General features: G+C 34.9%; 14 protein-coding genes. 9 read left to right on the forward strand and 5 right to left on the reverse strand.

Annotated features, from left to right (window positions below; translation table 11 throughout):
* Nucleotides 1–52 precede the first annotated feature (52 nt).
* Complete coding sequence (locus WFZ85_RS04005; RefSeq protein WP_342694994.1) at nucleotides 53–523, forward strand: Lrp/AsnC family transcriptional regulator; 471 nt, start codon at nucleotides 53–55, stop codon at nucleotides 521–523.
* Between the two features lie 60 nt (nucleotides 524–583).
* Here WFZ85_RS04005 and WFZ85_RS04010 read toward each other — a convergent pair whose 3' ends face one another.
* The 4 genes from WFZ85_RS04010 to WFZ85_RS04025 form a co-directional block, all read right to left on the reverse strand.
* Nucleotides 584–1,279 carry a zinc metallopeptidase gene (locus WFZ85_RS04010; protein WP_342694995.1) on the reverse strand — a complete coding sequence of 232 codons (696 nt, stop codon included), beginning with the start codon at nucleotides 1,277–1,279 and terminating at the stop codon, nucleotides 584–586.
* A 73-nt stretch (nucleotides 1,280–1,352) separates the two neighbouring features.
* The gene (locus tag WFZ85_RS04015; protein WP_342694996.1) at nucleotides 1,353–2,027 is read right to left on the reverse strand and encodes a hypothetical protein; all 675 of its coding nucleotides are present in this window, start codon (nucleotides 2,025–2,027) and stop codon (nucleotides 1,353–1,355) included.
* Between the two features lie 110 nt (nucleotides 2,028–2,137).
* Nucleotides 2,138–3,250, reverse strand: a complete 1,113-nt coding sequence (gene ald, locus WFZ85_RS04020; RefSeq protein WP_342694997.1) for an alanine dehydrogenase — start codon at nucleotides 3,248–3,250, stop codon at nucleotides 2,138–2,140.
* 146 nt (nucleotides 3,251–3,396) lie between these two features.
* Nucleotides 3,397–6,411 (reverse strand): class I tRNA ligase family protein, encoded by a 3,015-nt coding sequence (locus WFZ85_RS04025; RefSeq protein WP_342694998.1) that lies wholly within the window; start codon nucleotides 6,409–6,411, stop codon nucleotides 3,397–3,399.
* A 281-nt stretch (nucleotides 6,412–6,692) separates the two neighbouring features.
* Between WFZ85_RS04025 and WFZ85_RS04030 the strand changes: the two genes are divergently transcribed.
* The 6 genes from WFZ85_RS04030 to WFZ85_RS04055 all read left to right on the forward strand — a co-directional run bounded on the left by WFZ85_RS04030 (nucleotide 6,693) and on the right by WFZ85_RS04055 (nucleotide 9,967).
* On the forward strand, nucleotides 6,693–7,568 hold the full coding sequence (locus tag WFZ85_RS04030; RefSeq protein ID WP_342694999.1) for a cell division protein FtsX: 876 nt from the start codon (nucleotides 6,693–6,695) through the stop codon (nucleotides 7,566–7,568).
* A gap of 48 nt (nucleotides 7,569–7,616) precedes the next feature.
* Complete coding sequence (locus WFZ85_RS04035; RefSeq protein WP_342695000.1) at nucleotides 7,617–7,853, forward strand: DUF3098 domain-containing protein; 237 nt, start codon at nucleotides 7,617–7,619, stop codon at nucleotides 7,851–7,853.
* A 94-nt stretch (nucleotides 7,854–7,947) separates the two neighbouring features.
* Nucleotides 7,948–8,745: an undecaprenyl-diphosphate phosphatase gene (locus WFZ85_RS04040; protein ID WP_342695001.1), complete on the forward strand. Its 798-nt coding sequence runs from the start codon at nucleotides 7,948–7,950 to the stop codon at nucleotides 8,743–8,745.
* A complete protein-coding gene (gene truB / locus WFZ85_RS04045) occupies nucleotides 8,745–9,434 on the forward strand; it encodes a tRNA pseudouridine(55) synthase TruB (RefSeq protein ID WP_342695002.1) in 690 nt (229 codons plus the stop codon). Before WFZ85_RS04040 ends, truB begins: the two co-directional genes overlap by 1 nt.
* A 57-nt stretch (nucleotides 9,435–9,491) precedes the next feature.
* Entirely contained in the window at nucleotides 9,492–9,656 is a 165-nt protein-coding gene (locus WFZ85_RS04050) for a hypothetical protein (protein WP_342695003.1), read from the forward strand.
* Entirely contained in the window at nucleotides 9,632–9,967 is a 336-nt protein-coding gene (locus tag WFZ85_RS04055; protein ID WP_342695004.1) for a type II toxin-antitoxin system RelE/ParE family toxin, read from the forward strand. Before WFZ85_RS04050 ends, WFZ85_RS04055 begins: the two co-directional genes overlap by 25 nt.
* Here WFZ85_RS04055 and WFZ85_RS04060 read toward each other — a convergent pair.
* Complete coding sequence (locus WFZ85_RS04060; protein ID WP_342695005.1) at nucleotides 9,964–10,569, reverse strand: thioredoxin family protein; 606 nt, start codon at nucleotides 10,567–10,569, stop codon at nucleotides 9,964–9,966. The two genes, WFZ85_RS04055 and WFZ85_RS04060, sit on opposite strands and share 4 nt — an antisense overlap.
* 227 nt (nucleotides 10,570–10,796) lie before the next feature.
* On the opposite strand from WFZ85_RS04060, the gene pyrH reads away from it, so the two are divergent.
* Both pyrH and frr read left to right on the forward strand, forming a co-directional pair.
* A complete protein-coding gene (pyrH, locus tag WFZ85_RS04065) occupies nucleotides 10,797–11,504 on the forward strand; it encodes a UMP kinase (RefSeq protein ID WP_342695006.1) in 708 nt (235 codons plus the stop codon).
* Nucleotides 11,505–11,589: 85 nt separating this feature from the next.
* A complete protein-coding gene (gene frr, locus WFZ85_RS04070; protein WP_342695007.1) occupies nucleotides 11,590–12,150 on the forward strand; it encodes a ribosome recycling factor in 561 nt (186 codons plus the stop codon).
* Nucleotides 12,151–12,184: the final 34 nt, after the last annotated feature.

Here is a 12,184-nt window from a genome sequence, read left to right on the forward strand (position 1 = left end):
TTAATTCTTATTTAAAACTAAACTCTTATTTTTACTTTCAAATTAATTGACAATGAAAATAAATCAGTTACAAATAGAAATTGACGGTATCGATAAAGAAATTCTTCGCGATTTAATGGAAGATGCTCGAAAACCTATATTACAAATTGCCAATAAAATAGGAATATCGGGTGCGGCAATTCATCAACGATTGCGGAAACTAGAAGATGCTGGCGTAATTGCTAGTTCAAAATTAATGGTTGACAACAAGGTTTTGGGCTATAAAACCATGGCGTTTATTGGGATTTATTTGGATAAAGCTTCTAGTAATTCGGATGCGGTTCGTGAGTTAAAGAAAATTCCAGAAGTGTTGGAATGCCATTACACTACAGGAAACTGGAGTATTCTAATCAAAATTATCTGTCGCGATAACGAACATTTGATGCAGTTGCTCAACAAAAAAATTCAACCCATTGATGGTGTTTCTAGAACGGAAACCTATATTTCGCTGGAACAACAAATTGAACGGCAAATACAACTTTAAAAATAAACCCTGTCAGAGTTCAAAACTCTGACAGGGTTTATTATAGTGATTTTATCAAGTTTAATCTCTACTTCCAAAGACTTGCATCGCCCAATACAGCAACGAAGCCAGAGCACCAATTGCGGCTACTACATACGTTCGTGCAGCCCATTTTAATGCATCTTCAGCGCCAGCGAATTCTTGTTGCGATACCATGTTTTTATTTTTTAACCATGCCAATGCACGGTTACTTGCATCATATTCTACCGGAAGCGTAATGAAGCTAAAAGCGGTGGCTATTGCCATTAAAATTAAACCAATAACAGCAACGTAAAACCCAAAACCCAGTCCTGCTGCTGCACCAAGAATTAATCCGCCAAAAATCAACCACTGCGATAGCATGGAAGAAACATTAACAATGGGAACTAATCGTGAGCGCAACATCAACATATCATAAGCTGTAGCGTGTTGCACAGCATGACCAACTTCATGAGCAGCAACTGCGGCTGCAGCCGCATTTCTTTGATTATAAACCGCTTCAGAAAGATTTACTGTTTTGTCCATCGGATTGTAATGATCAGTTAATTGTCCGGGTGTTGAAATAACTTTAACGTCATAAATACCGTGGTCTTGAAGCATTTGTGAGGCAATTTCTGCACCACTCATGCCGTTTCGAAGGCTTATTCGAGAATATTCTTCAAACTTGCTTTTCAATTTTGAGCTAACTAACCAACTCACCAAAGCAATTCCTCCAAGTAAAATATAGTATCCTAACATGTTTTTAAATTTTTTAATTATTTAAATTGATAATCAAATAGTAAACCAAATGATTTTTATGTCAACTTGTCATTTACATAAATACTAAACCTACAACAAAACGATTGTTACCTGCTTCACCTATATTATTTAAAATGCTACCAAACTCTGAATTATATCGTCCTCGAGTTAACGCAAACTCATAGCCTAAGTTTAATTTCATTTTCCAGTGTGATTTTCTGAAAAAATACAACGAAGCGGATGGTCCAACATAAAGCATGTTATTGGCAAAATTAACATGTCCATTGTTATTATTTGGTTCTAAATCGTTTAAATCAATAGTGTTATTTCTATTATAAACATCATATTCAGTTCCGACATATGCTGCCGATAACCCCGACGTGAAAGCAAATTTTTCCTTATTTATTAGGTTGTAGTGCACACGAATTCGGGTATTGAAGCCCATTTGTTTTGTTTTATTTACACCTCGATCTGATTTTGAATATAAAAATCCAAATTCTACATCGCCTGAATATTTTTTTCCAAAATAATTAAATCCAAATACAAATTCTGGAATGGTAGTATTCATCTCTGGCAAGTTTGAGTTACTCAGCTTTTTATTCAAATTTGTGTCATCGTTTATAGAAACGTTAACTCCAAAGTAGCTTGAAAATTTATACTCTTTTTTCTTAATAGAGTCAGTTACTTTCTCTTGCGAGTAGGCAACTAGGGTAAGTAAAACTGTTACTAGTAAAAATGCTTTTTTCATCGTTTTGCTTTTAGATTTATTCAAAAATATAAAGAAGATTATAGTATTTTGTACACTTTAACTTTTTTTTGTAAAGTGTTGTTTTAACTGAAGTGGCAAAGACATACTATTTAGATTTCGGCCACTAAATGGTTTTCACTCCAATCAAAAGCATCAATGATTTCCTTGTAAACACATTTACCATGAACAATGTTAAGCCCTTTAGCCAATGATTTGTCATTTTCACAAGCATTTTCCCAGCCTAGATTAGCTAATAAAAGTACATAAGGCAAGGTTACATTAGTCAATGCCATCGTAGAAGTATAAGGTACGGCGCCAGGCATATTTGCCACACAATAGTGGATAACATCATCAATTATATAGGTAGGATTTTCATGGGTAGTTGGCACAGTAGTTTCAAAACAACCGCCTTGGTCAACGGCTACATCAACGATTACTGTTCCTGGACGCATTTCTTTTAGCATTTCTCTCGTAATCAATTTTGGAGCTTTTGAACCTTTTATCAAAACGCCACCAATAATCAAATCATGATCCTTAATGTGTTGTCTTATATTGTATTCACTCGAAAACTCGGTTACTACATGCGACGGCATCACATCGTTCACATAGCGAAGACGTTTCATATTGGTGTCTAAAATTGTTACGTGAGCACCTAAACCAGCTGCCATTTTTGCGGCTTGAACGCCAACAACACCTGCTCCAAGTACTAAAACTCTACCTGGAGGAACGCCTGGAACGCCACCAAGCAAAACGCCACGACCTTTGATAGGTTTTTCTAAATATTTAGCACCTTGCTGAATAGCCATTCGACCAGCCACCTCGGACATTGGCGTTAATAATGGTAAACTTCCATCGGTATCTTCTACCGTTTCATAAGCGATGCAAACGGCTTTGCTCTTTAGCATCGCTACCGTCAATTCTTCGCTTGAAGCAAAATGGAAATAAGTAAATAATATATGGTGTGGTTTAATTTGAGGATATTCTTCGGCTATGGGTTCTTTTACTTTGATAATCATTTCGCTCAAGCTATACACTTCTTCAATCGACTTAACGATGATGGCGCCAACGTTGCGATAGTCTTCGTCAAAAAAACCGCTTCCGTCACCAGCGGTGGATTGCACAAACACTATGTGGTTGTTTTTTGTTAATTCAAAAACACCTGCAGGAGTCATTCCTACTCTACTTTCATTGTTCTTAATTTCTTTTGGGACACCTATTTTCATATTTCAAGGATTTAAATTTCCTCAAAAGTTGTCATTTTATTTCAAACTATGAAATTTTTAGGGTTAAAAGTTAAAATAATTGATATAAAAACAAAACAACCCTATAAAAAAATAGGGTTGTTGTATAAAAAGTATATTTTTTTGAATTAACCTACTAGATTAATTACTTTTCCAGGTACGATAATAATCTTGTTTGGCGTTCTACCATCCAATTGTTTGATGGTACGTTCGTCTGCAAGAACAATTTCCTGGATTTGTGGTACGGTTAAATCCAAAGGCAATTTGATAGTAAAACGCATTTTACCGTTGAAGGAAACGGGGTATTCTTTTTCGCTTTCTACTAAATACTTTTCGTTGCAAATTGGAAAGTCAACAGTTGAAATCGAACCCGAATGCCCTAATTGTGACCACAATTCCTCTGCTATATGCGGTGCATAAGGCGAAACTACAATTGCCAAAGGTTCTAAAATTTTTCTGTGATTGCATTTTAGTTGCGATAATTCATTCACACAAATCATAAACTGTGAAACCGAAGTATTGAACGAGAAATTCTCGATATCTTCCGTAACTTTTTTAATGGTTTTGTGTAACGATTTGTACATTTCTGCTGTTGGTTCGTCGTTGGTTACAATCAAACTGTTATCATCAAAATACAAACGCCATAATTTTTTCAAGAAACCAGAAACTCCTGTAATTCCGGCAGTATTCCATGGTTTTGCTTGCTCCAATGGACCTAAAAACATTTCATACAAACGCAATGTATCGGCACCATAATCATTACAAATATCATCTGGATTGACAACATTGTATTTCGATTTTGACATTTTTTCTACTTCGCGACCAACGATGTACTTTCCGTTTTCAGTAATGAATTCGGCATCTTTATAATCTGAATATAATGGATGCTTTTTGAATGCATCAATATCTAATTCGTTTGTGATATCGTTTATTACAGATAAATCAACGTGAAGTTGTTGAAAATAAGAAATTAATTTTCCACCATTACTTAATTCAATAATATCATTTGAATTAGGGTATTTATTTAAAACTTTATCAAGCATAAAAAACATAAATCCTGAATTGTCTTTTGAAACTTTGTCATACATACCTTTTCCGATAAATATCGGAGGAAAACTGTTTGGCAAACCTTTCAAGTTCTCTACATTATTTCCGTCTTTATCTTCTATCTTCCATAAAACTCTATAAACAAAAGCACTCATTCCTAAAATCATTCCTTGATTAATCAACTTCTTGAATGGTTCTTCTGTTGGTGCGTAACCTCTATCTTTTAGAAATTTGTTCCAAAAACGAGAATATAATAAATGTCCGGTTGCGTGTTCGCTTCCGCCAATATATAAATCTACGTTTTCCCAATAGTTGATGGCATCGGCTGAAGCAAATTCATTTTCGTTGTGTGCATCCATATAACGCATCCAATACCAAGAACTTCCTGCCCAACCTGGCATTGTATTCAATTCCAATGGAAAAATATTCACGTTATCTATTAACTGATTACTAACCACTGAACACTGAACACTATCCCAAGCCCAAGTTGTTGCGTTTCCTAATGGCGGTTGTCCGTCTTCGGTTGGAAGGTATTTTTCTACTTCTGGCAAAACGATTGGTAAATGTTTGGCATCAATCATTTGTGGCAATCCGTTCACATAATATACTGGAAATGGTTCACCCCAATATCTTTGACGAGAAAAAACAGCATCACGCAAACGGTAATTGGTTTTGCCTTTTCCTTGCCCAATTTTCTCTAATTCTTCGATGATTTTTTTCGTTCCGTTTTTGTAATCCAATCCGTTTAAGAAATCAGAATTTACTAATTCGAAACCGCCTTTTTCACCATAAGCTGCTTCAGAAATATCTTGATTGAAAATATTTTTAATTTCGGGCATTCCGTTATGACCTTTGAAGAAATTCGCGAAAGCATAATCACGTTCGTCGCCACATGGAACTGCCATCACTGCGCCTGTTCCGTAACCAGCCAAAACGTAATCGCCAATCCAAACTGGAATGGGTTCTTTGGTAAATGGATGTTCGGCAAATGCTCCAGTGAAAACTCCCGAAATGGTTTTTACATCGGCCATTCTTTCTCTTTCTGAACGTTTTGCTGTTGCTTCAACATAAGCTTCAACCGCAGCTTTTTGTTCAGGCGTTGTGATTTGTGAAACCAATTCGTGCTCTGGCGCCAAAGTCATGAACGTAACTCCGAAAATAGTATCAGGTCGAGTTGTGAATACGGAAATTGTGAATTGTGAATTGTGAATTGTGAATTGAACCTCGGCACCAATACTTTTCCCAATCCAGTTTCGTTGACTTTCCTTGATGCTTTCGCTCCAATCGATGTCGTTTAATCCTTGTAACAATCTTTCGGCATAAGCAGAAATTCGCATTGACCATTGTGTCATTTTTTTACGAATCACAGGATGTCCGCCACGTTCTGATACGCCGTTTACGATTTCGTCGTTGGCTAAAACGGTTCCTAAAGCTGGACACCAATTTACTTCGGTTTCGGCTAAATAGGTTAAACGATATTGTAATAGGATTTGTTGTTGTTTTTCTGATGAAAAAGCATTCCATTCTGATGCAGAAAACAATTCGATGTTGTCATCGCAAACCGCATTTAATCCCGAAGTTTCGGGACTATTTCCTTCTTTTGAAAATAAATCAATTAAAGTTGAAATATCTTCTGCTTTGTCAGTCTTTTTATTGTACCAAGAATTGAATAATTGTATAAAAATCCACTGTGTATGTTTGTAATAATCGGGATTGGAAGTGCGTACTTCTCTACTCCAATCAAATGAAAATCCGATTTTATCTAATTGTTCACGGTAGCGCGCAATGTTTTCACGTGTCGTTTTTTCAGGATGTTGCCCAGTTTGAATGGCATATTGTTCAGCAGGTAAACCAAACGAATCGTAACCTTGAGGATGCAACACATTGAACCCTTTGTGACGTTTGTATCGCGCTACAATATCGGAAGCGATATAACCTAGCGGATGACCAACGTGTAATCCTGCACCTGATGGATAAGGAAACATGTCTAAAACATAATATTTTGGCTTTTCGCTTTTATTTGATGCGGCAAACGTTTGATTATCGGCCCAGTATTTTTGCCATTTGGCTTCGATTTTTTCGTGATGGTATTTCATTATCCGTATTTATATTCAATTCGTTATTCTTTAGCCGCGATGGTAGTGGAAATCCTTTTTTATTGTTTTGACGGAAGCTGGCTTTTTACGCTAAGTGTAGTAAAACAATAAAAAAGATTGTAACGAACAGCGGGAAAATGGTACATTACATTGCCCAAGCCATTTGCTTCTAAAAAAATTTAAGGGCAAATTTACGTTTTATATAATAAAGATAAAACTTTGAGCGTTATAAAGGGGAAAAACGATTTTCTTTATTATTTTTACACCTTAAATTAGTGTCTATGTCATCATCGTATGAAAAGTTTCAAAAACGCAGAGTAATTACTTCCTACTTTTCTGTAGTATTGAGTATTTTTTTGGTGTTGTTCTTATTAGGAATATTGGGTCTTTTTGTCATCAATTCTAAACGATTATCGGATAATTTTAAGGAAGAAATTGTAATGACGGTTTTCTTGAAAAATGAAGCCAACGATAGCGTGATAAAGGCTTTTGCTAGCGAGTTGAAAACGGCAAAATTTGCTAAATCTTTTGCCTATGTTTCGAAAGAAAAGGCAGCAAACGAACATAAAAAGGTTATTGGCGAAGATTTTATGCAGTTTTTGGGTGTAAATCCGTTGCAGAATTCGTTTGATGTTCAGTTGAAAGCCGATTTTGTTACTAACCCTGAAATTGTGAAAATTAAGAATAGATTGAGTAAAAATCCTATGATTGCAGATATTGTATATGACAAACAGCTGGTTACGCTTGTCAACGACAACATTAGAAATATCAGTATGTGGATATTGATTATTAGTGGTTTGTTTGCATTAGTTTCGGTTTTACTGATTAACAGTTCTTTGCGATTGGCTATTTTTGCTAATCGATTTATTATTAAAACAATGCAAATGGTTGGTGCTACAAAATCGTTTATTAGAAAACCTTTTATTCAACGAAGTGTTATTTTGGGTTTGATTGGAGCTGGTTTGGCTATTTTGGCTTTGATTGGCGTACTGATTTATATCGAAACTAATTTTCCAAACTTGGGCATTTTAGAAAATAAATTAGCGATTGGCGCAGTGCTTTTGGGTGTTTTAGTTTTGAGTGTTGTAATCACGTGGTTAAGCACTTATTTTGCTACACAACGATTTTTGAACTTGCGGACAGATGATTTGTATTAATTTTTAATAATAAAATTCAGCAGAGATGCTGAACTAAATTCAGCATAAATGAAAAACAACGAGCAAAAACCTGAATTTCTTTTTGAAAAGATAAACTATAAAATTCTACTTATTGGGATTGCGGTTATCGCACTTGGATTTATCCTGATGAGTGGCGGTGGCAGTGATGATCCAAAAGTGTTTAACGAAGATGTCTTTAACTTCCGAAGAATACGATTGGCACCTACTGTTGTTTTAATAGGTTTTGGAATTACAATTTATTCTATTTTTAAGAAGAGCAAATAGGTTCAGATTATTGGATTTTCAGATTTTCAGACCTCAGAATGACTATCTAAATCTATCTTAAATCTGACTATCCGAAAATCTAACAATCTAAAATATGGATTACATTCAAGCTATTATTCTGGCTATTATTGAAGGAATTACGGAATTTTTGCCTGTTTCTTCTACAGGACATATGATTATTGCAAGTTCTTTTTTTGGCATTGCTCAAGATGATTTCACTAAATTATTTACGATTGTAATTCAGTTGGGCACCATTTTATCGGTTGTGGTTTTATACTTCAAGCGCTTTTTTCAAACGATTGATTTTTACTTTAAACTTTTAATTGGATTTATTCCAGCGGTAGTTTTAGGATTATTGCTAAGTGATTTTATTGACGGATTATTGGAAAATCCAATTACCGTGGCGATTACATTAATTATTGGTGGTGTTGTTTTACTAAAAGTAGATGGTTGGTTTACCCCGAAAGAAGAAACCCAAGTAGTGAATGAAATCAGTTATGCAACGGCTTTCAAAATTGGAATGTTCCAGTGTTTAGCGATGATTCCTGGTGTTTCGCGAAGTGGTGCGAGTATAATTGGTGGTATGTCGCAAAAATTATCGCGAACAACTGCTGCCGAATTTTCCTTCTTCTTGGCGGTTCCTACCATGCTTGGTGCAACAGTTAAGAAATGTTATGACTACTACAAAGCTGGTTTTGTTTTGTCTGACGAGCAAGTTAATTTATTAATTATTGGCAATGTTGTTGGCTTTATAGTGGCCATGTTAGCTATTAAATCTTTTATTGGTTACCTATCAAAACATGGATTTAAAATGTTTGGATATTACAGAATAATTGCTGGTGTTGCCATTTTGATCATCCATTTCTTTGTAATGAAATTAACTGTAATTTAATGACTGCCGAAGATTTTCTTGAAGGTCAAATCCTTTTGATAGACAAGCCTTTAAAATGGTCATCGTTTCAAGCGGTGAACAAATTGAAGTATGTGTTGAAACGAAAGTTTGACTTACCAAAGAAATTCAAAATTGGTCATGCTGGCACTTTAGATCCATTGGCAACCGGTTTACTCATTATTTGCACTGGAAAATTTACTAAAAAAATTACTGAAATTCAGGCGCAAGCCAAAGAATATACTGGAACCATTGTACTCGGCGCAACTACACCAAGCTATGATATGGAAACTGAAGTTGATGCTACTTTTCCAATTGAACATATTACAACAGAACTAATTCACGAAACTGTACAACAATTTCTAGGCGAAATCGACCAAAAACCGCCTGTTTTTTCTGCTATAAAAAAAGATGGGAAACGTTTGTACGAACATGCGCGCGCTGGCGAAGAAGTAGAAATTGCATCCCGAAAAACCACTATTTACGAATTTGAAATTACCCGAATTGCTTTGCCCGAAGTAGATTTTAGAGTGCAGTGTAGCAAAGGAACTTACATCCGTTCACTGGCTTTTGACTTTGGAAAAGCGTTACATTCTGGTGGTTATTTATCTGCTTTGCGCCGAACAAAAATTGGCAATTATTCCGTTGAAAACGGAATTACTCCAGAAGCGTTTGAGAAATCTTTGTTATAATTTACTTTTTGAATTTATTTATTTCTTACTTTTACTATTCTTTCAAATTCGTTATTCATGAAAACGTCTAATAAAAAAACTAAAAATTTGGCAACTCCTGGCAAACCAATGTCGCAAGATGAGTTTGTTTCTTTAATAAAACAGGCAGAAGAAGGAGAATTCAGCCCAATTGAAGATACAATTAAACGCTTGGAAGAATGGAGGTTGAAAAGAAAAAAGTAATTGGTTCAAAATTATTTGAAGAGGTTGATGTTCCATCAATTTATGAATATGGCGAAATCACATTTGGCGAAAAACTTGCCGATTTTTTTTACTTTGAAATAATAAATAGCGTCGTCTCTTTAGAAACTCAATACCTTCTCCATCCCGAATGTCGTCATTTAGAAACAAAAACTAAAATCTATAGAAATATCATTCTTGGCTCTTATTTAATTATTTATAGGATAAAAGCACAGCGAATTGAGGTGTTAAGAGCTTTTCACAGCAGTCGTTCTCCAAAAATAATCAAGCAAGTTAGAAAAGTAAAAGTCTAACTTATCAATTCCAAAATCTCACGTTGCGTACTCAATCCTTTATCGTGCAAATACCATTTTTGTAATTCGGTTTTGGCATTTTCATCAATAACACCATGAGTTGCTTTATAATCTAAAATCAATTGCTTTGCCTCTGTTGGTCTCGGTCCAAAATCCCCCAAAACTTCCAAAGTATTTTTATCTAAAACAATCAATTTAGGAATAGATTTAGTTCCATTGGTTAAAAATATATTCATTAATGGCTCATTTTCATCACGAAAAACAATTCTTAATTCAATTTTCACCGTCCCGATGTTTCGGGAGTCAGCCATTTTATTAATGATTGGAACAATTTGCGCCGCATCGCCACACCAACCTTCGGAAATCACTAACCAAACGTATTCTTTTTTCAGGTTTTGCAATTTTTTCCGATTTTCATCACTTACTGACATGGTTTTATCTAAGCGACTCATTCTCACTTCATTCAACTCCGAATAATGTGTCAACGCGTCGGATTGTTCATTTCCCGTTGACTTTCCCTCTTTCAATAAAGAGGAAATAATCATTCGATACTGTGCATAAGAGTGGCTTTTAGCTAAACTTTCTGTAATAATCGATTGCATAAAATATAATTTAGTGGTACAAAACTACAAAACCAAAATACTATAAATGGTGATAAATGTTACCAAATATTCTTTTTTATAGGTTAACCAAAAAAACATAATATGTTTATATTTGCATCACTAAAAATAGCGCAATTAACTTGAGCGAAAGCGATAGCATTATTGAACTATAAATTAATAAAAATATAGAATCTTACAAAAGAGATTCCGAAATAAATTCAGAATAGATGAAATACAAAAGAATTCTTCTAAAACTAAGTGGCGAAGCTTTGATGGGCGAAAGACAATATGGAATTGACCCAAAACGATTAGCAGAATATGCCGATGAAATCAAAGCCATTCACAACAAAGGTGTTGAAATTGCTATCGTTATAGGTGGTGGAAATATTTTTAGAGGAATTGCTGGCGCGAGTAATGGTATGGACAGAGTGCAAGGCGATTACATGGGAATGTTAGCCACGGTTATCAACGGAATGGCATTACAAGGTGCGCTAGAAGACAAAGGAATGTTAACCCGATTGCAAACGGCTTTAAAAATTGAAGCCATTGCTGAACCTTATATCAAGAGAAGAGCGGTTCGCCATCTTGAAAAAGGAAGAATAGTAATTTTTGGTGCTGGAACTGGTAATCCTTATTTCACCACCGATACCGCTGCTGTTTTACGTGGTGTTGAAGTTCACGCTGATGTTATTTTAAAAGGAACACGTGTGGATGGAATTTATGATTCTGACCCTGAGAAAAATGCCAATGCAGTGAAATTTGAAAGTATTACTTTTGATGATGTTATCAAAAAAGGATTGAATGTAATGGACTCAACGGCTTTTACTTTAAGTCAAGAAAACGCATTACCAATCGTAGTTTTTGATATGAATAAAAAAGGGAATTTATTAAAAATTTGTAACGGAGAAAATATTGGAACAGTAGTTAAAATATAATTATAGATTAATGGATTTTCAGATTTTCAGACAATAAATACTTTCTAACAATCTAATAATCCAACATCTGAATATCTTATAAAAAATGGAAGAAATCGATTTTATTTTAGACAGTACAGAAGAATCAATGAATGGTTCGATTGCTCATTTAGAAAAAGAATTTTTAAACATTCGTGCCGGAAAAGCATCACCACAAATGTTGGGCAGCGTTTTTGTTGACTATTATGGTTCTCAAACACCGCTTTCCCAAGTTTCGAATGTAAATGTTCCCGATGCAAGAACAATCACTATTCAACCCTATGAAAAAAGCATGTTGCATACGATTGAAAAAGCGATTATGATTGCTAATCTAGGCTTTAACCCAATGAATAATGGTGAAAATATCATTATCAATGTGCCCGCTTTAACCGAAGAAAGAAGACGAGATTTAGTAAAGCAAGCCAAAGCCGAGGCCGAAGATGCTAAAATAGGCATCAGAAATGCGCGTAAAGATGCCAATACCGAAATCAAAAAATTAGAAAAAGAAGGCGCTTCAGAAGATGTTTGTAAAAAAGCCGAAGACGATGTTCAAAAATTGACCGATGCTTTTATTAAAAAAGTAGAAGAACATTTAACAACTAAAGAAGCAGAGATTATGAAAGTATAAGTTTAACCATTTACTTTTTTTTTACGAATTTTAT

Origin of the sequence: Flavobacterium aureirubrum, assembly GCF_038739835.1 — a bacterium.
Taxonomy (GTDB): domain Bacteria; phylum Bacteroidota; class Bacteroidia; order Flavobacteriales; family Flavobacteriaceae; genus Flavobacterium; species Flavobacterium aureirubrum.

Coding starts and splice junctions, on each gene's coding strand:
- truB (WP_342695002.1), top strand. CDS start 8,745: ATGACTGCCGAAGATTTTCTTGAAGGTCAAATCCTTTTGATAGACAAG.
- pyrH (WP_342695006.1), top strand. CDS start 10,797: ATGAAATACAAAAGAATTCTTCTAAAACTAAGTGGCGAAGCTTTGATG.
- WFZ85_RS04030 (WP_342694999.1), top strand. CDS start 6,693: ATGTCATCATCGTATGAAAAGTTTCAAAAACGCAGAGTAATTACTTCC.
- WFZ85_RS04025 (WP_342694998.1), bottom strand. CDS start 6,411: ATGAAATACCATCACGAAAAAATCGAAGCCAAATGGCAAAAATACTGG.
- WFZ85_RS04055 (WP_342695004.1), top strand. CDS start 9,632: ATGGAGGTTGAAAAGAAAAAAGTAATTGGTTCAAAATTATTTGAAGAG.
- WFZ85_RS04060 (WP_342695005.1), bottom strand. CDS start 10,569: ATGCAATCGATTATTACAGAAAGTTTAGCTAAAAGCCACTCTTATGCA.
- frr (WP_342695007.1), top strand. CDS start 11,590: ATGGAAGAAATCGATTTTATTTTAGACAGTACAGAAGAATCAATGAAT.
- WFZ85_RS04035 (WP_342695000.1), top strand. CDS start 7,617: ATGAAAAACAACGAGCAAAAACCTGAATTTCTTTTTGAAAAGATAAAC.
- WFZ85_RS04040 (WP_342695001.1), top strand. CDS start 7,948: ATGGATTACATTCAAGCTATTATTCTGGCTATTATTGAAGGAATTACG.
- WFZ85_RS04010 (WP_342694995.1), bottom strand. CDS start 1,279: ATGTTAGGATACTATATTTTACTTGGAGGAATTGCTTTGGTGAGTTGG.
- WFZ85_RS04050 (WP_342695003.1), top strand. CDS start 9,492: ATGAAAACGTCTAATAAAAAAACTAAAAATTTGGCAACTCCTGGCAAA.
- WFZ85_RS04005 (WP_342694994.1), top strand. CDS start 53: ATGAAAATAAATCAGTTACAAATAGAAATTGACGGTATCGATAAAGAA.
- WFZ85_RS04015 (WP_342694996.1), bottom strand. CDS start 2,027: ATGAAAAAAGCATTTTTACTAGTAACAGTTTTACTTACCCTAGTTGCC.
- ald (WP_342694997.1), bottom strand. CDS start 3,250: ATGAAAATAGGTGTCCCAAAAGAAATTAAGAACAATGAAAGTAGAGTA.